Here is a 23,215-nt window from a genome sequence, read left to right as displayed (position 1 = left end):
GGTTTAAAATAGATTATATGCTAATCCGATTTGTTACTGAATAACTGCCTACTTAATAACGGCTTATTACCCAACAATGGTGTGAGTAAATAACGCATTAATCCTTTAGCTTGATTAAACTGTTCAGGTTGCAGGTTTTGTGATGCCAATGCTAGCAACATTGCCCCCGATAAACAGCCTTTACCATGAGAAAAAGAGCTTTCTTGAGTGGTTGCTACAGGGATAAAACCACTCTCTGCCATAAACCGATAGTGGCAACTGTCATCTAACGAGTCACCTTGGGTGTCATAAGCAAGAGACGGCAACGCACCTAACTCGAGTAATAAAGCCATTTCAAAATAACGCAGGTGGCTTGAACAAAACTGTTTAGCTAACGCCAGTAGTGCACGATGATAATCGAGAAAGAGACCTTCAGCTTGGTGATCGACTGACAATAGGCGAACTAATATTTCGTTTAGGTAAAAACCAGAATAAAGACTATTACCGCTCAGCGGCATAGCAGGTGCAGCGGCTTCAATTTGGGTAATATTTTTCAATCCTAAATTTCTGGCTTCGGATTGGGCACTAAATTGGATAATCAGCGGCTGAAAAGGTTGTAAGATACTTTTAATCGACCGTTTACCAGAACCGACTCGAGTAATGGCATCAACACGCCCAACACCTTCTATCAGCAAATTAACGATCACGCTCGATTCACGAAATTGTCGATGATGAAGCACATAGCCACGTTTCATAGTGGCCATGCCTATAAATACTTAATCAATAACGCTAAAGCCAATTTAGCTTTCGCCATAGCCTAAACTTCTCAATGCACGTTCATCATCAGCCCAACCTGATTTCACTTTCACCCACACTTCAAGAAATACTTTATTGTCAAATAAGGTTTCCATGTCTAGACGAGATTGCGTTGCAATCGTTCTAATTCGCTCACCCTTATTGCCAATCACCATCCGTTTTTGGCCTTCACGCTCAACCAGAATTAACGCATTAATTTGATAGACGCCATTTTCCATCATTTTAAACTGTTCAATCTCTACCGTTGCGTCGTAAGGAAGTTCATCCCCAAGGAAGCGCATTAGCTTTTCACGGACAATTTCAGATGCCATAAAGCGTTGTGAGCGATCGGTAACATAATCTTCTGGGAAATAAAATGGTGCTTCTGGCAATGATTCACGTGCCATATCCAAAATGCGTTGCACATTGGTGCCTTTACTGGCTGATATTGGCAAAATCTCATCAAAATCAAACTTTTTAGCCAATTCCGTTAAATAAGGGAACAATGATTCCTTATCTTTAATGTTATCAACTTTGTTAATGGCTAAAATGATTTTTCGATCGTCATTTCGATGTTGAATTTTTTGGAGCACCATCTCATCATCGGCAGTCCACGTCATACCATCAACAACAAAAATAACCATAGCAACATCAGCTAATGAACTGGCAGCCGCACGGTTCATCAAGCGGTTTATCGCACGCTTTTCTTCGATGTGTAAACCAGGAGTATCAATAAATATAATCTGGCTTGGACCATCGGTATGAATACCCATGATACGGTGACGAGTTGTTTGTGGTTTTTTTGAGGTAATACTCACCTTTTGACCAAGTAACTTGTTCAAAAGCGTTGATTTACCCACATTGGGACGACCGACAATAGCCACCATGCCACAATAAGTTACATCGTATTTGGCTGTAGCCGTTGGTGCTGCTTGGTTCATCCTTGCCAGCAGTTCATCTAAGCTAGGCTCTTGGTTATCACCTGCTGGCAAGTCTGTTTTTTTGGTCATTTATTCAGTAGCTCCAATACCTGAGCAGCAGCAAGCTGTTCAGCTTTTCTTCTTGAACTTGCCACACCGGTGACAACTTTATCTAATTCACTAATTTTACATTCTACGGTGAAGGTTTGATCATGCGCTTCACCTTCTACCGCAACAACTTGGTAATCTGGCAATGGCTTTTTAAAACCTTGCAGGTATTCTTGCAAAATTGTCTTCGGATCTTTTTGATTAATACCCGGTTTTATCTCAGCTAAACGCTCTTGATACCATGATAATAATAGCTTACGGCACACTTCAATATCGGCATCAAGGTAAACTGCACCAATAATAGCCTCTACGGCATCCGCTAAAATAGATTCGCGTCTAAAGCCACCGCTTTTGAGTTCACCAGGGCCTAAATACAAATAATCACCTAGCTTGAATTCTTGAGCGATGATTGTCAGTGTGTCACCTTTGACTAAAGTAGCGCGCATACGGCTTAAATCACCTTCAGTCGCCTTTGGAAACTGATGATATAAGGCATCTGAAATAGCTATCGATAAAATCGAATCGCCTAAAAACTCTAAACGCTCATTATGTTTATTTGCTGCGCTGCGATGTGTTAAGGCCTGAATGAGTAATTCAATATTATTAAACTCATACCCTAAAGTACGGCACAAACGCGGCAAATTTTTAATGGGTTCCATCAATGTATTCCACCTACTCTATCAAAACGTACTCCGGTCGGTACCCACGTTGGTAACACATCACTCGGTTTACGATCAAATTCAAAACTAATCCAAATTGCAACGGCTTTACCGACAAGATTCTCTTCCGGTACAAAGCCCCAGAATCGACTATCGGTACTATTATCACGGTTATCACCCATGGCAAAATACATTCCTTGAGGGACAACGAACTCACCAGCAGGAAGACCCGCTTGAGGATAAAAGTGCTGTCTGAAATCAGGGCGCGATGGATTAAGCAAAATATCGTGTTCTACATCGCCTAATTGCTCACTCAAACGAATTAATGGCACGTCATTTTGGCTAAACTCACCACGATTAATTTCTACATGCTCAATCGTATGAGCAGCTGGGCAGTCAGATTTATTGACACACGCTTCTTGGATCATCAGTTGTTTATTACGATAAAATATCTTGTCACCTGGTAAACCAACCACACGCTTTATATAGTCAATTTTTGGGTTTTCAGGGTATTTAAATACAAATACGTCTCCGCGCTCAGGTTCACCGGTTTCAACTAGTTTGCTGCGCCATACAGGATCGCGTAACCCGTAACTAAACTTTTCAACCAGAATGAAATCACCCACTAAGAGTGTCGGCATCATCGAACCAGATGGAATTTGAAATGGCTCATAAATAAAAGAACGTAAAATCATCACAAAGGCGATAACCGGAAAAATCGAATGTGCAGTTTCAACTAACACAGGCTCACGAATGATTTTATCTATCGCATCTGCACTTAACTGAGTTGAGTTAGCTTGTGCTGCTAATAAGCTTTCACGGCGTTTAGGCGCAAAAAATACCACATCAATTAACCAAATAAGTCCACTGACTAAGGTTACGAGCACTAAAATGAGCGAAAAATAGGCTGCCATTATTGATTTATCTCCTGCTAGGTGTGTTGGATCCATATGGCTTGAGCAAAGGCTCAGAATAACTCAATCCAGTATGGTGATTAACGAATAAACATTCACCCAGTTGAGTGTTACAAAATATATAGTAAAAATAACGATAACGCCGCAATACGCGGCGTTTAGTGTCGGTTAATCTTTCAAGGTTTTTTGCAGCGAATTGTTGGTCATTTATACAAGGCAGAGGCTTTGTAGTGTAGTTATTCTACATAAAAAGCCGATAACGCAGTAAAAATGGCCAACAAACGCTGCCCGAAGGGTTCGGCTAAAAACGTTTTACTCTTTGTTGAGTGATTCTTTGTGAATCAAGTGGTGCTTAGATTACTAGGCAGCAATCCACTCGCCTCGATTAAAACGTTTTTATCTCGAACAAAATTTAACCAGCAAAGATCAACAGGCACTAGCAAACTAAAACAATTAATTATAATTAATCGTTAAGTTTCAATACCGCTAAGAATGCCTCTTGTGGCACTTCAACGTTACCGACTTGCTTCATGCGTTTTTTACCTTCTTTCTGCTTGTTAAGTAGTTTCTTCTTACGTGAAACGTCACCACCATAACACTTAGCGGTTACATCTTTACGTAATGCTTTAATACTTGAACGAGCAATAATCTGACTACCAACAGCAGCCTGAATAGCAATATCAAACATTTGGCGAGGGATCAGTTCTTTCATCTTTTCAACCAATGCCAAACCACGATGACGAATATTACTGCGATGAATAATCATCGCTAATGCATCAACTCTGTCGCCATTGATTAAAATGTCCAGTCGCACCATATCAGCAGGATCAAAACGAATAAAGTTATACTCTAATGACGCATAACCCCGACTCGTTGACTTAAGACGGTCAAAGAAATCCATAACCACTTCAGCCATCGGCAAATGATAAGTCACGGCCACTTGATTACCGTGATAAACCATATTGGTTTGCGAACCGCGCTTTTCAATACACAAGGTAATCACGTTACCTAAGTATTCTTTTGGCACTAATATATTGGCTTCAACAATCGGTTCACGAATTTCTTCGATATTATTCAGCGCAGGTAAGCCTGAAGGATTATCGACATAAATCGTTTCACCATTGTTCATGATAACTTCGTACACCACTGTGGGTGCCGTCGTGATCAAATCTAGATTATATTCGCGCTCTAAACGCTCCTGGACAATCTCCATGTGCAGAAGGCCGAGAAAACCTATACGGAAACCAAAACCTAACGCTGATGAAGTTTCAGGTTCAAAAAACAGTGATGCATCATTCAAACTTAATTTATTTAACGCATCACGGAAGCTTTCATATTCATCGGTAGAAATTGGGAATACACCGGCATAAACCTGAGGCTTAACACGTTTAAAGCCTGGAAGAGGTTTGTCCGCGCCATTTTTTGCATGGGTCAAGGTATCACCTACTGGCGCACCGTGAATTTCTTTAATACCAGAAATCACATAACCCACTTCACCGGCACGAAGCTCTGTTTTGTCTTTTTCTTTTGGGGTAAAAATGCCTACGCGATCGGCGTTATAGTTTTGTCCAGTGGACATCACTTTAAATTTTTCACCTTTCTTAAGTATGCCATTCTTAATACGTACTAAAGAAACAACACCAAGGTATGCATCAAACCATGAGTCAATAATCAACGCTTGTAAAGGCGCAGACTCATCGCCCACTGGCGGAGGAATTTTTGCGATAATTTCCTCTAGTACTAAATCAACGCCAACACCTGTCTTTGCTGAACAACGCACAGCATCCATGGCATCAATGCCAACGATATCTTCAATCTCTGCTGCTACACGGTCTGGTTCAGCCTGAGGTAAGTCAATTTTATTTAATACAGGAACTACGTCTAAATTCATTTCTAGTGCGGTATAGCAGTTTGCTAATGTCTGAGCTTCTACGCCTTGACCAGCATCAACTACTAATAGTGCACCTTCACATGCAGCCAAAGAACGTGATACTTCATAAGAGAAGTCAACGTGGCCTGGTGTATCAATGAAGTTGAGTAGATAAGTGTTACCATCTTTTGCATGGTAATCTAAGGTGACACTTTGGGCTTTGATCGTAATGCCACGCTCACGTTCTAGATCCATTGAATCTAAAACCTGTGCAGCCATTTCACGGTCAGTTAAGCCGCCACATACCTGAATCAGGCGATCGGATAAAGTTGATTTACCATGGTCGATATGGGCAATAATCGAGAAGTTTCTAATGTGTTTCATTATGCTGCAATGACTACTACTAAAATGATGAAAATTAAGGTGGCAAATTGTACCTGATTGGGGGGGTAATACCAATCAGATTAAACAATAGTATCCATTTTGGGGCGATTATTAACCATTACAGGAGGTTTTCGAGGCTCTGTACACACATTTTCAGGTTAAAAGAGATGGTTAAACATGTTACACGGCATCATAGGTCATCAGCATAAATGTGGAAAATATTCACTAACCTGAATTCGGGATAAGAGATGAGAATATGATTATAAAGATCATGAACTTAGAAGTTAACCACTATCAAAATTGTCATTTTTTACTAACAAGGCCAATTGACGCGCGTATATCTGGCTTATTGCAAGTTCATTCAACGCAGTTAGTAAAACAAAGGGCGAGCAGTTTGTTATCCCGAGAGCAGGCTAACTAATGACTGGCACTGATAATGCCCACTTCTTGGCCTAAATAGGTAATGATAACGGGTGCGGCGTGAGCCTCTAGTTCAGTGGCGAAGTGCTTACCAATAAACCAGGCAACCAATGCGCCTAATGCACCAAAAGCCATAGCAAAACCATTGGTACTCAATCCTATTCCAGCAGCCAGCATATGCCCTATCATTGCCGATAAAAACAACCCAATTAACGGCAATAAATACACCAATGCAGCCGCTTTAATGATGACGCTTTCAGGTAAACCTATTTTAAGCAAATCACCGCTATGGCAAGGTCTTTCACTCGGTAATGAAAAACGTTGTGTATGAACCGAAAAAGCTTTAGCGATCGTCGATGTGCCACAATTTTCACTGCTAGCACAATGGTTACATGCACTTTTTAATTCAACCTCAACAGTTACCCAGCCTTGTTGATAATCAACCACGCGGGCAATTTCTTCCATCATAGTGGATGTGGATGACTCGGACATGTGGCTATTCATTTAATCAGCTCAAACCATAAATAAGGATTCAATTTTAGCACAATGCCGCTCATTGGCTAAGCAAGTTTACCGCTAAGCTATATCATTTCTAATTTGCCACTAGAAACACGAAAGCCGTGACACAAAATATTGTTGTCACGGCTTGCTTGTTAACGAGCATTGTTTATTTTAATACTAAACTATTGGCTATCCTGTCTAACGTTTCAGAAGGCACCTTACCGATAGCTACAACCTCAAGCGTACCCACTTTAACAACTACCATAGATAAACCATTACGAATAAGCAGCTCATTGGGCATCGGATTTTCTCCCGCTCGCGCGACATAAACAGAAATATTGGCTAATCCATCCGTTAACGCCACATATTCAACCGGCTCGTGAATACCTATCAAACGATGATGATCGCGAACAACCACATCAAATCCTTCTGGTAACCAAGTAAATTGCCAGTTTTTACCATCCGTGCGTTCCGCTTGGTTCATCACTGCTGGCCACTCTTGCTTTGCGGCTTCAATTAAAATGTTCGCAGGTTCGGTTAATTCAATCAGCTCAATGACCATGGTTTGTTCAAGTAATTGTTTTTCTTTATTGAGGGAGTCAAAACGTAATGGCAAATAAGTGTCCATATCAATCCACACTTGAGCATCATAACGATTGTCATCATTGGCGAGTAAACGGATCATTTGTCCAGGACGTCCAGCAATACGCCCTCGACCACCAATAACAAACTGATAGCCTTTTTCAAGCTGGCTTAAATCTCCCGCTAAAGCTGCTGGCCAAATTCCCTGAATACGAGGCGCTACCACACTGTAAGCCGGTTGGTCATGTTCTATAAACGTAACCGTATTACCCACTCGCACTGCATTTTTCGGCGGACCATTAAGGTATTCAAGTAAAGCGACTTCTTTATTATCGACAATGCCATGAATGTAAACAAGCGGACGGATATGGTCGGCTTGTAGCTGAATAATAGAGGTTTTGTATTGTTTATCGTGCATTGCTTGGCTCATATTCTTAAGCCAAGCTTTAGCAGATAAATCTTCTTCAGCGTGTGTTGGAAAGGTTAACACTAACAGTGCTAGCAGGATAAGGCGCAAGCTAACTCCTAACATGGTAAGACAAGGTTCTGCCGGCGGATTATGGATTTACCGCGGCATCTTGCACGCTATTATCATCAACAGCAACACCTGGATTCAAGCGTTGTTGTAACATGTGATCTTGGATATAAGCATTAATACGGCGACGCTGTTCTATAACTTGCTCATTAGAATAGCTTTGTTGATTTTGTACCGCACCAGTCTGATAGCTTACCGGTGACACACTCCCCACTAAAGGACGAGTCATTAATACCGGTAACGGTGACTCTGCATCACTGGTTTGGTTATAATTTTGCACCCCAACAATGGCCACCATAGCAACTGTTGCTGCAATAGCATATTGGCCAAACTGTTTGAAAAATGGCACCACGTTTGAACCCACTGCAACTTGCTGTGGAGTGCTAATTGGCTCGACTAATTCACTTTGCTTGGCTTGAGGCATAATAATTGTCGGTTCAAGCTCAATTGCTGCAGTGATGCTAGCAAAAAGGTCTAAGTCAATGGCTGTCGGCAACTCGCCGCGCATTGCATCGCCTATCATGTGATAGCGTTGCCATTCATCATGTGAATCAACGTCGGCAGAAAGCTGCGCCAATGTTTTATCATCGGCTTCACCATCAACTGCTGCAGATACCCACTCTTGACTTGATTTAAGCATTATTCACCTATCTAAGGTTAAGGCTGTTACTTTTCCAGCAAAGGCTGGAGCTGTTTGTCGATTGCTTCTCGAGCACGAAAGATACGCGATCTTACCGTGCCAACAGGGCAATCCATTATATTAGCAATATCTTCATAACTCATTCCTTCTAGCTCTCTGAGCGATATTGCCATTTTTAACTCTTCAGGCAGAGTGTCGAGCGTATCAAAGATCACTTTACTCATTTGATCTTTCATTAATAATCGCTCTGGTGATGCAAACTCTTTTAACGCATCACTGCCTTCATAATATTCTGCATCTTCTATATCAACATCGTTTGCAGGTGCTCTGCGCCCTTGCGATGTAAGATGGTTTTTTGCGGTGTTTACCGCAATACGATACAACCAAGTATAAAATGCACTTTCACCACGAAAATTTGCTAATGCTCTATATGCTTTAATAAAGGCTTCTTGTGTCACATCCGCTACATCCGCTTGATTGCGTACATACCTAGAAATCAAACTCATCACTTTATTTTGATACTTCAGCACTAACAGGTTAAATGCATTTTTATCGCCTTGCTGTACTCGCTCAACTAATTGTTGATCACTATATTGTCCACTCATCCGAGCCGACTACTCCTAAATCTGTAATACTGATTTCTCAGTCGCTCGAATCCTGTTCATATAAGTAGACCTACTGATATGAAAAAAGTTCGATATTGAATTAAAAAAAATTAATTTATTTTACATATAAACAAAATATCTAAGCAAAATCACAATAAAATACGCTGTAAAAGTACCCTGTCGTAGTAATTTGATTTACTATGATCAAACCACATAGCCACACCATGATACCTGATGAAACAAGCAGTTGAACACCAATCTGACATTTTGGTCATCGGCAGCGGTGCTGCAGGACTAACTTTAGCACTACATCTTGCTGAAAAATCAAAAGTAATTCTTCTTTCTAAAGGCCCATTATCAGAAGGGTCAACATTATACGCTCAAGGTGGAATCGCCTCTGTTTTCGATGAAGGCGACACAATTGAGTCCCACGTCAACGATACCTTAATCGCTGGCGCCGGATTATGCGATAAATCAGTTGTGACCTACACCGCAGAAAATGCCAAAAGTGCAATGCAATGGTTAATTAATTGTGGCGTGGCATTTGATAAAGAAGAAACCTTAGCTGGAGTCGATAATAGTACAGCCCCCTACCACCTAACCCGTGAAGGTGGACATAGCCATCGTCGTATTCTGCATTCTGCCGATGCTACCGGTAAAGCGGTACAAACTACATTACAAGAACGTGCAATCGCTCACCCAAACATACAAGTGCTTGAACGTTACAATGCGATTGATTTAATCACCACGCGTAAATTGCATCGACCGGGTAACCGCGTGCTTGGTGCTTATGTGTGGAATCGCGATGAGGAACATGTAGAAACCGTCAGAGCCAAATTTGTTGCGTTAGCAACTGGCGGCAGCTCAAAAGTGTACCAATACACCTCGAATCCTGATATTGCCAGTGGCGATGGTATTGCAATGGCATGGCGCGCAGGTTGTCGAATTGCCAATATGGAATTTAATCAATTCCATCCAACGTGTTTATTTCACCCTAATGCCAGAAACTTCTTGTTAACGGAAGCATTACGCGGTGAAGGAGCTTATTTACGTCGTCCTGATGGCAGCCGTTTTATGCCCGATTTCGACGAAAGAGCTGAACTCGCTCCTCGCGATATTGTTGCTCGCGCCATTGATTATGAAATGAAACGTTTAGGTGTTGATTGTGTGTATTTAGATATCAGCCATAAACCTGCTGACTTTATCATTAAACACTTTCCAACCATTTATCAACGTTGTCTTGAATTGGGTATTGATATCACCAAAGACCCAATTCCAGCGGTTCCAGCGGCACACTATACATGTGGTGGTGTGATGACTGACCTTCATGGTCAAACCGATATTAATGGCTTATATGCTATTGGCGAAGTGGCTTACACAGGCTTACATGGCGCTAATAGACTGGCGAGCAATTCACTACTGGAGTGTTTAGTATTTGCCCGTGCGGCCTCACAAGATATTGAAGGTTTGTTGCATAAAATACCGATGCCTTGCCCAATACCTTTATGGGACGAGAGCAAAGTAACTAACTCTGATGAAGAAGTCGTTATTGCCCATAATTGGCACGAACTGCGCCTATTTATGTGGGATTACGTCGGTATTGTCAGAACAGATAAACGATTAGAACGAGCACTACGAAGATGTTTGATGCTTCAACAAGAGATTGAAGAGTACTATTCAAACTTCCGTGTCAGTAACAATTTATTAGAGCTGCGTAATTTGGTGCAAGTTGCAGAATTAATTATTCGATGTGCAATGGAACGTAAAGAAAGTCGAGGCCTTCATTATAATATTGATTATCCTGAACAAATCGACAATCCTAAACCAACCATTTTACAACCGAGCAGTTAAACGCTGTCAACTTCACATCATTAATGGCTTAATAATAGACGACACAGATTACGATATGCTGTGTCGTCTAACATATCACTCCATACCAGCAATACTCTGTTCTCGCCCGTTTGAAGATGTTGTAAATAAATAATGCACATTAATGGACTGATAAAGGGTTTTTTAGTGAGTGTTATTTTATTGAGACTTCCATTTTCACCTTGCAATAATGTACCAGCCCCCTTGTCACCTAAAGTAAGCAAACAACGCCAACTAGATACTCTGCGCCAGCTGTAAAAAAAAATGAAGATAATGGTAACGAATAACAACATTTGAATGGCGTGGTATATCAAGGAAGGATAATAAGGCCAAGCTAAAAAGCTCGTTAATACAACAGCAAACGATACCACTAAGGCACCACGCTGCAAAAATGAAGCACTCAATGCAAATTGTTGCATATGAGTGCTAGTACTGACCAATACATCAACAGGCGGGTTAAGGTGCTGCTCTTCCACGGACTTTGACTATCATATTGGCGAACAATGGATCTGAACATTGTTCATGGCCCATAAACCAAGCAAATAGCTCCGGATCTTCACACTCTAATAAACGAATAAAAGTGTTTTTATCATCATCGCTCATGGCTTCGTATTGGGCTTCGACAAAGGGTTGAAACAATATATCTAATTCTAACATTCCGCGACGGCATGCCCAGCGTACACGAGCTATATTCATTAATTCCAACACAAATCTCCTGATGTCTATATCACAAGCTCTAGCTTATACGGTTTTCAAAATCTTGTACTTGTAGATCTCGTCCTGCAAATAAATCACTAAAATCCGTTGCCAGTAATGATTTTACCGCCGGATGTTGGATCATTCGCTCAGCGAACATCACATGGTACTCTTCTTTAATATCGGTGGTTTCACCAAGTAACACCATACCTTGAGAGAGTATATCATGACGATAAATAGACGGTGCGACAAAAATTCCCTGATTAAAATAGCCGAATGCTTTCATCATTTCGGCATCGTCAAATTCACCCAAGATACTAACATTAAGACTTTTTTCAGCAAACCAACCGTGTAACTGTTGTCCTAATGATGTCCGCTTACCCGGTATGAGTAATTTACGCTGCTCAAGACAAGCGGGAAAAGGGACTGGAATCGCTTCAGCCGAGAAGAAACTGACACCACATTCACCAAGCTTTTTCGATAAAATTTCAGGGAATTTCAACGAGCCGCCAGCGCAATCAGATAAAATCATGTCAAGCTTATGCTCACGTAAACGCTCAATAAGGCTATCGTGAGTTGATTCATAACACGCCAAATGAACCGAACCATCATCTGGAATAACAGTTAACAACACTCTACTCACTAAAGCTTTAGATAAAGCATCAGCAATACCTACCTCAAACAGCAGTGAATCATCTTTTTGATAATTAAGTATATCGAGCATTTCATAGCTCAAGCTAAACATTTTATCGGCATAACGAAATACTAATTCGCCCAACTCTGTAGCAACTAAGTTACGACCGACACGCTTAAATAACGTGCCTTTTAATCGCTCTTCTAATGCACGAATTTGCCCCGTTATGGTTTGCGGGGCCAAACACAATGCTTCAGCCGCTTTAGTCACTGAGCCTTTTTTTTGTACCATCCAAAAATAATATAAATGGTTATAATTTAAATGCTGCATATCAATCATTAACCTAACAAAATTTACTCACACTACTATAGCAAATAAACCACTACTTCTATTGCTCATTAATCTATACCAATCAACGACAATATTAGTTCACCATAGATAGTTCACCATATTGATTAGCCAAGATTAGTCATAAAAAAACGCAGCCAAATGGCTGCGTTAAGTAAAGACGTAGTTACTGACTCCGTCGGCAATCCATCAAACTAGTGATCACTGACTCAAGCTCATCACTGTTATTGACATTGTTCAACGACACCTGCTCTGTGAGTGCTGATACAATTTCAGATTTCACCGGTATATGACTAGCGCAATAATTCAAATTCGCCGATTGATAACGTTTTCCTGCTCGGTATTTTAGTGCTCTAGACTCGTAATCGTTAGGATCTATTCTTTTCTTTGCCAAATCATCACGATACATTAGTGCACCATCTACCACACCTTCTAGATAACTTTGGCAAGTCGGTGAATCAGATGATTCTAAACAAACATTAAATGATTCAGCCGATACAGGAATAACAAAACTGGTCAGTAGTATTCCAAAGGTTAATTTATTCAATTTCATGATTTTACTCCATTTTCAGGCAGTACCTTGGCCAACCAAAAGTAGCCAATCACAGCCGCAAATAACGATCCTGTTAAAATACCTAGTCTTGCATAATCACCAAATGCAGCGGGTGAGTTCTCAAATGCTAACGAAGCAATAAACACCGACATGGTAAAGCCGATACCACACATAACAGCAACCGGTATGATATGCCTCCAACCAATCCCAGGTGGTAGTTCAGCTAACTTAAGTTTTACTGCTAAATAACTGAATAACAGCACCCCAATCGGCTTACCCAACAACAGACCCATAATGATACCTAGGGTGATAGGTTCAGCAAATGTATCAAATGACATATTAGTTAATGACAGACCAGCGTTGGCAAAAGCAAATACCGGCAGGATCATAAAGGTGCTCCAAGGGTGCAACTTATGCTCTAAATGCTCAGATGGCGAGGAACCATCTTTTGCTCTAAGTGGAATACAAAATGCAATAATCACTCCGGCCAATGTCGCATGTACTCCAGACTTCAATACTGCAACCCAAAGAATAAAACCGAGTAAACCGTAAGGCAGAATTGAACTGACTCCTTTCCTGTTCAGTGCGACCATCAGCACGATCGATACCGCGGCAATAACCAAACTAAGCATTGATAAATCAGTGCTGTAAAACAGAGCAATAATAACAATGACTCCTAGATCGTCAATAATTGCCAGTGCTAACAAAAACACTTTTAACGCCACGGGCACACGACTACCGAGCAGTGCCATAATACCTAGCGCAAAGGCGATATCAGTAGCAGCAGGAATAGCCCATCCGATCTGAGTTTCTGGGTTTGAGTAATTAAATGCTAAGTAAAATAATGCCGGAAACACCATGCCACCAATCGCAGCAAAGCTGGGCAATGATGCCTTAGCTACGCTCGATAGCGCACCTTCAAGTAATTCACGCTTTACTTCTAAACCGATTAATAAAAAGAATAATGCCATCAAGCCATCATTGATCCACAGTAAAAGCGGCTTATCGATATCAAGATCACCTACTCTAAGCTGCACTTCGGTGCCTAAGAAATCTTGATATACACCCGCTAACGGTGAATTGGCTAAAATCATCGCCAATGCGACGGCAACGATTAATAAAATGCCACCCGCAGACTCTTGGCTTAAGAAGTTCTTAATTGCTCGTTCCATATAACACTCCTAAAAAAACAATGGGATCAGTCTATCTGATATGTTCAAACAATAATAATCGATTGTTTCTTGATGTTAACTCGGCTTAACCGAGGTGTCGATCGTAAAGTTAGCTCTAAAAGTAAAAATAATTAATTGAAACTGCATTTCATTTGGCAATGATTTGCCGGCCTTGATTAGGTATAATCGATAAAAGCAAAAAAGGAATTGGGACCAATGAAACAGTATTTAGACCTGTGTAAACGCATTGTCGAAGAAGGCGAATGGGTTAATAATGCACGAACAAACAAAAAGTGCCTAACTGTCATTAATGCCGACTTAGTTTATGATGTTGGTAACAATCAATTCCCTTTGGTGACCACACGTAAAAGCTTCTGGAAGTCTGCCATAGCGGAGATCCTCGGTTATTTACGTGGCTACCAAAATGCGGCCGATTTTAGGGCATTAGGCACTAAAACATGGGACGCTAACGCCAATGAAAACCAAGCATGGCTAGATAACCCAAACCGTAAAGGGCCCGATGATATGGGACTGATATACGGAGCGTTAGGGCGTGCATTTCCAAAGCCTGATGGTGGTCATGTCGATTTACTGCAACAAATCGTCGATGATCTCAGTAATGGTATAGATAATCGTGGTGAAATTTTAACCTTCTTGCACCCTGGCGCATTTGACTTAGGCTGCTTACGACCATGTATGTACGAGCACCATTTTTCATTACTCGGTGATACTTTATACCTTAACAGCACACAACGCAGTTGTGATGTGCCACTAGGGTTAAACTTTAATATGGTACAAGTATATGTATTGCTTGCGTTAATGGCTCAGATTACTGGCCATAAACCGGGTAAGGCATACCATAAGATAGTCAATGCTCATATTTACGAAGATCAACTCGAACCAATGCGAGATGTTCAGCTCGCGCGTGAACCCTTTGCATCGCCTAAGTTAATCATCAATCCAAAGATTAAAACCCTAAAAGACATCGAAACCTGGGTAACCTTGGATGACTTTAGCGTTGAAGACTATCAACATCACGATGCGATTAAGTATCCTTTCGCTGTGTAATAGCGGTTAGGTTAACTAAAAACGCCTTTGTTCAACTACTTGAACAAAGGCGTTTTTGTAATCATTTAGAACAATTTAGAATTAACTTAATAGTAGTTTTAGCCCTACCACAACAAGCAAACAAGCAAATATTTTTTTCAATACTGGTGTCGGCCAAGAACTCGCCGCTTTTACGCCAATAGGCGCACACAACATGGAACTAATGATAATGCCGATTAATGCCGGCAAATAAATAAACCCAACCGAGCCCTCGGGTAAATTGGGTACATCGAAACCTGCGATAATATAACCAATGGTACCGGATACTGCGATAAGCATCCCGGTTGCCGACGAAAACCCAACAGCTTGACGCATTTGCAAACCGCAATAACTTAAAAATGGCACCAGCAGAACCCCGCCACCAATGCCCATTAAACCAGCAATTAACGCTATCGCTGTCGATATCACCAGTAACACGGCAAAATTTGGCATACTGCCACCCGTTTTGACTTTAAACGGAAATGCCATTTGTACAGCCATTAACACCACAAAAATAGCAAAAGCCTGTTGCAAATCATCTGATGCAATTTGCTCAGACACAAAAGCTGATGCTAACGACCCTATTACAATACCCGGAAATATAGGCTTAAATAGCTCCCAAGGTATATTTCCACGTTTGTGATGCGCGGTGGCTGATGACATAGACGTTAAAATAATCGATGCCAGTGACGTAGCGATAGCGACATGAGTAATTTGGGTTGAACTGATACCTACAGAAGGTAAAATATACAATAGCGCAGGCACAATAATTAACCCACCACCAATACCTAACAGCCCAGCCAAAAAACCCACGACAGAACCTAAAACAAGGCAAATTAAAAATACCTGCAGTAAACTATCCACGATGACATCCTTAAAATGACGCTTGATTATGTTACGAACCACTAGGGAAATCATTTAAGGTTTTCCGAAGCAGATTCAATCGTACTGCTAATCGATGTTGATTAAATCTAAAAGGTTATGTTTTCGCAAGAAACTGGCTAACAAACCGCGAACCTGGTTTCCATTTGACTGTTGTAAAATAGATTCTAATAACTCAGTGAGCTCTTGCTTTGATACACGCCTGAGTAAAAAATTGATTCTGGCTAAGCTGCCTTGGTTCATACTAAGTTTGTTATAGCCCATTGCGACTAAAAGCAGTGCACCATAAGGTTCACCCGCAAGTTCACCACAAACACTCACATCTAAATCATACAATTTACACTCATCGACAGCTCGTTTAAGTGCCCTAAGAATACCTGGATGATAACTATCAAATAACGAACTCACACTCGGATTATTACGATCGACGGCCAGTAAATATTGCGTTAAATCGTTACTGCCCACCGACACAAAGTCGACCCGTTTTGCCACATCTTGCAATTGATACAACAATGCAGGAACTTCAAGCATAACGCCGACCTTCGGCCTCACTAAAATAGTCTTTAGTTCTTGGCTTAGTTCGGTAAACGCTTGCTCTAAATATTTTAATGTTTGATCTATCTCATCCAGATTACTCACCATTGGTAGTAATATTTGCAATTGATTGCCGTTACCAGCAGCTTGCAGCATCGCGCGCAATTGCACTAAAAACAACTCAGGATGATCAAGCGATAAACGAATGCCACGCCAACCTAAAAACGGATTGTCTTCTTTAATTGGAAAATACGGTAACGGTTTGTCGCCGCCAACATCCAATGTACGCATCACAACAGGTCTATCACCAGCGGCACTCAATACCTGACGATATACATTGATTTGTTCGCTTTCGCTCGGAAAGCGTTGATGGAGCATAAAGGGAATTTCAGTTCGATACAGCCCAATACCATCTGCGCATTCAGCAATTTCAGAAGCGATACCACTCAATAAACCTGCATTTAAATACAAATGGATCCGCTGGCCGTCAGTAGTCACTGATGGTAGGTTTAATTCGGCAGAAAATTGCTTTTGCTTTTCCACATCGGCATCAATCAGTAATTGGTACTCTTCAATCACTGCTGGCGATGGCGATACCAATAGCTGGCCACGATTCGCATTGAGGACTAATAGTTTTTGATCGATGTCGATTGATAACACATCATCAACGCCAACAATGGCAGGTACACCCAAAGCACGCGCTAAAATAGCCGCATGAGCATTAACCCCACCACGTTCAGTGACAATACCAGCGAGTTTTTGCCGTGGAAACTCAGCCAATAAAGTGGCATCCACTTCTTTAGCGACTAAAATAACCGGTTTATCCGGCTCTAACTCTAATCGACCGGGCTCAATAAGCTGTCGAAGTAGTTTTTGCCCAAGCTCACGAATATCACTGGCGCGCTCTTTTAGATATGGATCTTCCATTTCTAAAAACTGTTTGATATAGCGCAATGACACTCGGCTTACCGCAGACTCAGCCTGCCAGCCTAAAGCGACTTCACGGGCATATTCACCACCAAGGCTAGAGTCGTCTAGCAATAATTGAAATGCGGTAAAGATAGAGGCCACATCAGCAGACTTTTCACGCTCAAAACGTTGCGATATAGACGACAACATGTCTTTACAACGCTGCATGGCCAACTTTAAGCGCTGAATTTCAACATCTATATCGAAGCAGCTGACCTCGGGTTGTTCCAGAGAAATAACACCGCCTAATACCAGGCCATGAGCAATCGCAATACCACTTGATGCATTAACACCACTGAAAACCACTTGCTGTTGCACATTAGTAACAGCCGCTTTGTGTTTCAAGCTGCGCACAACCACCGCCAACTGAGCGGCTAAGGTCATTAAAAATGCTTCTTCACTTTCACTGAACTGACGGGCTTCTGGCTGTTGCACCACAATAACGCCCACAACCTGTTTTTGAAAAATAATCGGCACAGCCAAAAATGCACGATATTCTTCTTCTTCAGCTTCGGGAAATAATTTAAAACGAGGATGAATACGGGCATCGGCAAGATTAACGGCTTCTTCACGCTCAGCAACTAAGCCTACTAAACCTTGCGATAATGGCATGCTCACTCGGCCAACGGCAGATTGCTGTAAACCTTCGGTAGCGGATAACACTAGATGTTGTTGTTCAAGGATATAAATAGAACAGCAATGGGTAGCCATCGCTAATCGAGTTTGTGACACTAATATATTTAATGCACTTTCAAGGCTGCTGGCTCTGGCAACAGCTTGAGTGATATCCCTGAGCATATTTAACACTGTTTCAATCCTCTTTGAAATCAGTTAACTCCGTTGTTTGCTTCGTTTTTTACTAAACTCGCGCGTTTGCAGCGCTAATGTCGTCGATGCGAACTCTTTCATTACCTTTCTATATACGTCGCGCTTAAAAGACACAACCTGACGAACAGGATACCAATAACTCACCCAACGCCAATCATCAAACTCAGGATGACCAGAAGAATTCAAGTTAATAGTATTATCGTGACCTTTCAATTGTAGTAAAAACCATTTCTGTTTTTGGCCAATGCAAACAGGTTTGCTTTCTTGGCGTACCAAACGCTTGGGTAACCGATAACGTAACCAAGATCGAGTGGATGTTAAAATTTGAACATGCTCAGGTCTGAGTCCCACTTCTTCGTAAAGTTCGCGATACATGGCTTCTTCTACTGATTCGCCATCATCTAACCCACCTTGTGGAAACTGCCATGAATGTTGACCAAAACGTCTGGCCCACATAACTTGTCCAAATTTATTACAGATAATGATGCCCACATTTGCGCGAAAGCCGTCGCTATCAATCACATGGACTCCAAAAATAACAAATTTTATATCGTCTGATTGTTTCACAAAGCATGCCTATCGGCAAACCTCTATTTACTGTGGATAATTGAATAACAATGTTAATAAATCAAAATTATCAACAATTAAACCAAGCTACCCTGTGGATTATCCACAAAATCTGTGGATATCTCTGTTCGAAACTTTGCTAAAGCTTGATAACAGGCTAAAATTTAGTTGCACCCTTTCTAAGGTAAACTGCTTTTTATTATAATATACTGCAATATAATTAGTAACTTAAAAAAAATTATAAATTAACATTATAGCAAATCGCCGCTATCGTACAAAAAACAAACAACACCAATTAAGATAGCCAATCACTCATTTAGCAACTTAAGTTATACACAAATAACAAGGCTTATTTTAAATTAAACCCGCTAAAAAGCTGTTTTATTGCGTTGACTTGGTGTTTTTAATCAGTTAAAGACAGGTTTTATTACACTTATCCATTAAATCTGTGGATAAGTATGTGTGAAATGTAGGGGAAAAACGAGTGTAACTCGGGACAAGTATAATATAAAAACAACCACAACCTAAAAAAAACTTTTAAAACAACCAATTACAAAGGAATTCAATCAAATAACTTTAACCAACTAAAACATGGTCGTTTTTCAACCACATCGCAAATAACTAACTAAACTTGTTCTCGACGAATATTACTTGATAGCATAGCCTGTTGATTTTGATCGTCTATTCATTCTTTTTTCCAGAGGAAAATACTCATCCATGGCTAAATCATCGCCATTAAATATAAGCGAATTAATGCAAAGAGCGCACAATATGGCTGGCATTCGTTTAGCTGATATTGCGGCCGATAATGACATCATTGTACCAGCCGATTTACGCCGAGATAAAGGTTGGGTAGGCCAACTGATTGAATCTGAATTAGGCGCGCTGGCAGGATCAAAGCCTGAACAAGACTTTTTACATTTAGGAATTGAACTCAAAACGATCCCGATTGATCGCAAAGGCAAACCGCTTGAGACCACTTATGTCACCGTGGCACCGCTGACAAACATTCAGGGTATGACTTGGGAAAACAGTTTGGTTTATCATAAATTGCAGAGAGTGTTATGGGTTCCTATTGAAGGCGAACGTAGTATCCCAGTCGGTGATCGTCGTATAGGCACCCCCATATTGTGGCAACCGAATACGGCACAAGCCAGACAGTTGCAACAAGATTGGGAAGAGATAATGGAGTTAATTGCACTAGGTCAAGTTGATAAAATTACTGCACGTCATGGTGAAGTACTGCAATTACGTCCAAAAGCAGCTAATAGCAAAATACTCACCGAAAGCATCGCCGAAGACGGCAGCATTCAGTTATCTAATCCCAGAGGCTTTTACCTTAAAATTGATTTTACTCAACAGATATTAACCAATGCCTTTTCATAATCTGCCGTTGTTACATTGCTTGCTATCTAGGGTCTGTTGATCATTAACATCAATTTTTCAGTGGTACGTGGCAATGTTTTACAAAGCAGAGCTTACGACATCTCGTGATACAACATGAGTAAGCGATAACACACAGAAAAAAGCCAAAAATGCAGCTCAAACGAACCAGCTAAAAGGTGTTTTTAATCTTTATCGAATAAATTGGTGACAAACCGTTAGCCTAATTGAAAACTTCGTCTCTAATATTTATGCCGCCTAGTTAAATAACAAGCCGTTTATCTCGAACAAATTTCAGCCACTAAAGTTCAACAAGCCCTAGTAATGTTGAAAAAACTTTGCGTTAGTGCACATATTTCTTCACTTCTATTGATCTAAATCACAAATAAACTATCACATGTAAGCAAATTTTCTATAGACTACCCCCCTTATATACTAAGTCATTTGGGCAACCACATCCTCCGTGAAAGCACGCCGTCAAACTCAAAAATTATTGTTCGCTATTTTTGCCTGGTGTGTAGCAATGGCTTCTTTCGTTTTTTTTCGCTACTCACAATCATCGCAACTGCCTGAATGGGCTGTTGGCAATGCCGATCTCGCCACGCTTGCCATAATGATGGGTGTTGTATTTGGCGGCTTGCATTGGATGTCCAATCTCATTGCAGATTTTAGCGCCATCAGCCGTTTACCTTATTTATTTTCAGTGGTGTTTAAAGGATTGTTTTTGCTCCTTGGGGCAACAACCTTGGCGTATGTGACACAATTTTTAAACATGTGGGCCATAGAGAACCACATGGTGACATTACGACAAATGCTCACAGTACAGATTATTTATAGCCCATCGTTTCAGGCATTAGTGGTTTATCTTGTTGTGGTAAGGGTCAGCTTAGCTTTTATCGAACAAATGTCACTGTTGGTTGGCCCTAAAGTCTTGCTCAATATAGGCCTTGGCAAATACCACAAACCACGTTACGAGCAACAATTATTCTTATTTATCGATATGGTCTCATCAACAGCTCATGCAGAAACCTTAGGTGATTATCGCTTTAGCCGCCTAATTCAAGATAGCTTTAGCATGTTAGCGGACACAGTAACCGATAATGAAGCTGAAATTTATCGTTACATGGGTGATGCCGTACTTATCCACTGGCCATTAGAGCAAGGTATTAAACAAGACCGTTGTATGAATATCTATTTCGAATTTTGCCAGCAATTGCAGTGGCAAAGGCAATATTTTGAACAACAATATGGTTTTGTGCCAAAATTCAAGGCTGCAGCGCATTGTGGCCAAGTTGTAGCTGCGGTAGTCGGCGTACATAAACAAGAGATTAGTTTTTTCAGTGATGTATTAAATACCTTGGCACGGCTACAAGACCAATGTAATCCGCTCGGTCAACGAATGTTGCTATCTGGAGATGTTGTGCATCGACTTGAGCAGCAAAATAGTCAATATGACCTGACTGATTTAGGCCCAATCATGCTTAAAGGTAAAAAACATCCGACTGAAGTGTATGGCGTTGCACCGATAAAACTGACCAACGCCTAAAACTGAGGTTAATTGAGTTTAGTTAAGCTCAATTTCAATCATAAACATGCCTGAAACGCACAGTGCTACGCGACAGATAACAATAAGGCTATTGACGCTTCATTAGCCTTATTAACGACACAAATCGCACCTTTGATATTGCTAACCGGAAATAAACCATTTTATCGATTCATCCCATCTCTCATTTATCCCAAGTTGCGGTTAACCTGGTAACGATTGTGCTAGCAGCTTTTGTTGAATCGCTAAGCCTAAGGTTCTAAACGTTGAAATACGGCTGGTAGTTTGACGCCAAACTAAGCCAATATCACGATAAGGAGCTTCACCCGGCGGATCCATTGCAACAAGATCAGTATCAGTTAAAATACCGGTATCAATGGCCATTTGGGGTAAAAATGTGGTGCCTAATTTACTGTTTACCATCTGCACCAAGGTATGCAAACTGGTTGCAGCAAATGGATTGATTTTGGCACTATCACCCAATTGGCATGCTGTTATCGCGTGACCGGTAATGCAATGTTCAGCTTGGAGTAAAAAGATGCTTTCGTCTGGCATTTTTTGATAGTCAATGGGTTGCAAAAATTGTTGCGATACCTCTTTATGCATCACCATTTTAAACGGATCGATGCCGACTTTCATGCTATGAAAACCACTGGTGTCGACAGGTAACGCTAATATTAATAAATCCAACTCACCTTTTGCTAAGGCATCTAATAGACGCTCGGTCGTGTCTTCTTTTAATAACAAACTGAGTTTGGGGTAGTCTTGCTGGCATAACTTAACGACTCGGCTAAGTAAGAAAGGCGCGATAGTGGGAATACAGCCTAAACGAATTTCTCCGGTCATCGGTTCGCCTTGATTTTTCACTAATTCAACTAAGTCATCAACATTAGTTAAAATATTTCGAGCACGCTCAACCACTTCTTCACCGATAGCGGTAAACATAAATGATTTATGATCACGTTCAATCAACTGATAACCCAGTTGTTCTTCAAGGTTTTGGATACCACTAGATAAAGTCGATTGACTCACAAAGCACATCTTAGCAGCACGATTAAAATTTTGCTCTTGATGTAAATGAACCAAATAATAAAGGTTCTTGAGGCTAGGAAGATTTTTCATATAAACGATTACCCTTATCCATATTAATTCAAATAATGAATTAATTTAGCCAAAATAACAAGACACTGATGGTCAATATTGAACAAACGGCCATAAAAAATGCCTCTTCAATAAAGA

Annotated in this window: 22 protein-coding genes; 4 read left to right on the top strand and 18 right to left on the bottom strand. The window is 40.8% G+C overall.

The features are described 5' to 3' along the window. Window positions 1–20: 20 nt before the first annotated feature. The 9 genes from recO to rpoE all read right to left on the bottom strand — a co-directional run bounded on the left by recO (window position 21) and on the right by rpoE (window position 8,912). On the bottom strand, window positions 21–734 hold the full coding sequence (recO, locus tag CXF88_RS07770; protein WP_197708423.1) for a DNA repair protein RecO: 714 nt from the start codon (window positions 732–734) through the stop codon (window positions 21–23). Between the two features lie 45 nt (window positions 735–779). Then, window positions 780–1,784: a GTPase Era gene (era, locus tag CXF88_RS07765; RefSeq protein ID WP_101086352.1), complete on the bottom strand. Its 1,005-nt coding sequence runs from the start codon at window positions 1,782–1,784 to the stop codon at window positions 780–782. After that, window positions 1,781–2,461 (bottom strand): ribonuclease III, encoded by a 681-nt coding sequence (gene rnc, locus CXF88_RS07760; protein WP_101086351.1) that lies wholly within the window; start codon window positions 2,459–2,461, stop codon window positions 1,781–1,783. Before rnc ends, era begins: the two co-directional genes overlap by 4 nt. Then, window positions 2,461–3,375, bottom strand: a complete 915-nt coding sequence (lepB, locus tag CXF88_RS07755) for a signal peptidase I (protein WP_101086350.1) — start codon at window positions 3,373–3,375, stop codon at window positions 2,461–2,463. Before lepB ends, rnc begins: the two co-directional genes overlap by 1 nt. A gap of 463 nt (window positions 3,376–3,838) precedes the next feature. Next, window positions 3,839–5,629 (bottom strand): translation elongation factor 4, encoded by a 1,791-nt coding sequence (gene lepA, locus CXF88_RS07745; RefSeq protein WP_101086349.1) that lies wholly within the window; start codon window positions 5,627–5,629, stop codon window positions 3,839–3,841. A gap of 417 nt (window positions 5,630–6,046) precedes the next feature. Then, entirely contained in the window at window positions 6,047–6,517 is a 471-nt protein-coding gene (locus tag CXF88_RS07740; protein ID WP_197708439.1) for a SoxR reducing system RseC family protein, read from the bottom strand. 199 nt (window positions 6,518–6,716) lie between these two features. Continuing rightward, the gene (locus tag CXF88_RS07735; protein ID WP_101086347.1) at window positions 6,717–7,649 is read right to left on the bottom strand and encodes a MucB/RseB C-terminal domain-containing protein; all 933 of its coding nucleotides are present in this window, start codon (window positions 7,647–7,649) and stop codon (window positions 6,717–6,719) included. A gap of 40 nt (window positions 7,650–7,689) precedes the next feature. Then, window positions 7,690–8,307 (bottom strand): anti sigma-E factor RseA C-terminal domain-containing protein, encoded by a 618-nt coding sequence (locus tag CXF88_RS07730; protein WP_101086346.1) that lies wholly within the window; start codon window positions 8,305–8,307, stop codon window positions 7,690–7,692. 26 nt (window positions 8,308–8,333) lie between these two features. Then, entirely contained in the window at window positions 8,334–8,912 is a 579-nt protein-coding gene (rpoE, locus tag CXF88_RS07725; RefSeq protein WP_011638383.1) for an RNA polymerase sigma factor RpoE, read from the bottom strand. Between the two features lie 234 nt (window positions 8,913–9,146). Here rpoE and nadB point away from each other — a divergent pair, with 234 nt between their 5' ends. Beyond that, entirely contained in the window at window positions 9,147–10,763 is a 1,617-nt protein-coding gene (gene nadB / locus CXF88_RS07720; RefSeq protein ID WP_101086345.1) for an L-aspartate oxidase, read from the top strand. Window positions 10,764–10,783: 20 nt separating this feature from the next. On the opposite strand, the gene CXF88_RS07715 is transcribed toward nadB, so the two are convergent. The 5 genes from CXF88_RS07715 to nhaA form a co-directional block, all read right to left on the bottom strand. After that, a complete protein-coding gene (locus tag CXF88_RS07715; protein WP_101086344.1) occupies window positions 10,784–11,257 on the bottom strand; it encodes a protein YgfX in 474 nt (157 codons plus the stop codon). Further along, window positions 11,238–11,486 carry a succinate dehydrogenase assembly factor 2 gene (locus CXF88_RS07710; RefSeq protein WP_101086343.1) on the bottom strand — a complete coding sequence of 83 codons (249 nt, stop codon included), beginning with the start codon at window positions 11,484–11,486 and terminating at the stop codon, window positions 11,238–11,240. The genes CXF88_RS07715 and CXF88_RS07710 overlap by 20 nt, the downstream gene beginning before the upstream one ends. A gap of 31 nt (window positions 11,487–11,517) precedes the next feature. Continuing rightward, window positions 11,518–12,441, bottom strand: coding sequence for a transcriptional activator NhaR (gene nhaR, locus CXF88_RS07705; protein WP_101087191.1), 924 nt, complete (start codon window positions 12,439–12,441; stop codon window positions 11,518–11,520). A 184-nt stretch (window positions 12,442–12,625) separates the two neighbouring features. Then, complete coding sequence (locus CXF88_RS07700) at window positions 12,626–13,012, bottom strand: hypothetical protein (protein WP_101086342.1); 387 nt, start codon at window positions 13,010–13,012, stop codon at window positions 12,626–12,628. Next, window positions 13,009–14,184: a Na+/H+ antiporter NhaA gene (nhaA, locus tag CXF88_RS07695; RefSeq protein ID WP_101086341.1), complete on the bottom strand. Its 1,176-nt coding sequence runs from the start codon at window positions 14,182–14,184 to the stop codon at window positions 13,009–13,011. Before nhaA ends, CXF88_RS07700 begins: the two co-directional genes overlap by 4 nt. A gap of 216 nt (window positions 14,185–14,400) precedes the next feature. On the opposite strand from nhaA, the gene CXF88_RS07690 reads away from it, so the two are divergent. Then, the gene (locus CXF88_RS07690) at window positions 14,401–15,252 is read left to right on the top strand and encodes a thymidylate synthase (RefSeq protein WP_101086340.1); all 852 of its coding nucleotides are present in this window, start codon (window positions 14,401–14,403) and stop codon (window positions 15,250–15,252) included. Between the two features lie 81 nt (window positions 15,253–15,333). On the opposite strand, the gene CXF88_RS07685 is transcribed toward CXF88_RS07690, so the two are convergent. From CXF88_RS07685 to rppH, 3 genes are all read right to left on the bottom strand, one after another. Beyond that, window positions 15,334–16,134 (bottom strand): sulfite exporter TauE/SafE family protein, encoded by an 801-nt coding sequence (locus CXF88_RS07685; RefSeq protein WP_101086339.1) that lies wholly within the window; start codon window positions 16,132–16,134, stop codon window positions 15,334–15,336. Between the two features lie 87 nt (window positions 16,135–16,221). Beyond that, window positions 16,222–18,462 (bottom strand): phosphoenolpyruvate--protein phosphotransferase, encoded by a 2,241-nt coding sequence (ptsP, locus tag CXF88_RS07680; protein ID WP_101086338.1) that lies wholly within the window; start codon window positions 18,460–18,462, stop codon window positions 16,222–16,224. A 24-nt stretch (window positions 18,463–18,486) separates the two neighbouring features. Next, window positions 18,487–19,005, bottom strand: coding sequence for an RNA pyrophosphohydrolase (gene rppH / locus CXF88_RS07675; protein ID WP_011638393.1), 519 nt, complete (start codon window positions 19,003–19,005; stop codon window positions 18,487–18,489). Between the two features lie 762 nt (window positions 19,006–19,767). On the opposite strand from rppH, the gene mutH reads away from it, so the two are divergent. Together mutH and CXF88_RS07665 are read left to right on the top strand one after the other, a co-directional pair. Then, on the top strand, window positions 19,768–20,436 hold the full coding sequence (gene mutH / locus CXF88_RS07670; protein WP_101086337.1) for a DNA mismatch repair endonuclease MutH: 669 nt from the start codon (window positions 19,768–19,770) through the stop codon (window positions 20,434–20,436). 520 nt (window positions 20,437–20,956) lie between these two features. Beyond that, window positions 20,957–21,979 carry an adenylate/guanylate cyclase domain-containing protein gene (locus tag CXF88_RS07665; protein ID WP_220487333.1) on the top strand — a complete coding sequence of 341 codons (1,023 nt, stop codon included), beginning with the start codon at window positions 20,957–20,959 and terminating at the stop codon, window positions 21,977–21,979. Window positions 21,980–22,180: 201 nt separating this feature from the next. On the opposite strand, the gene oxyR is transcribed toward CXF88_RS07665, so the two are convergent. Beyond that, window positions 22,181–23,098, bottom strand: a complete 918-nt coding sequence (gene oxyR, locus CXF88_RS07660; RefSeq protein ID WP_101086335.1) for a hydrogen peroxide-inducible genes transcriptional activator OxyR — start codon at window positions 23,096–23,098, stop codon at window positions 22,181–22,183. Window positions 23,099–23,215 lie beyond the last annotated feature (117 nt).

Source organism: Shewanella sp. ALD9 (assembly GCF_002836315.1).
Taxonomy (GTDB): domain Bacteria; phylum Pseudomonadota; class Gammaproteobacteria; order Enterobacterales; family Shewanellaceae; genus Shewanella.
This window is presented reverse-complemented; position numbering and strand designations above follow the sequence as displayed.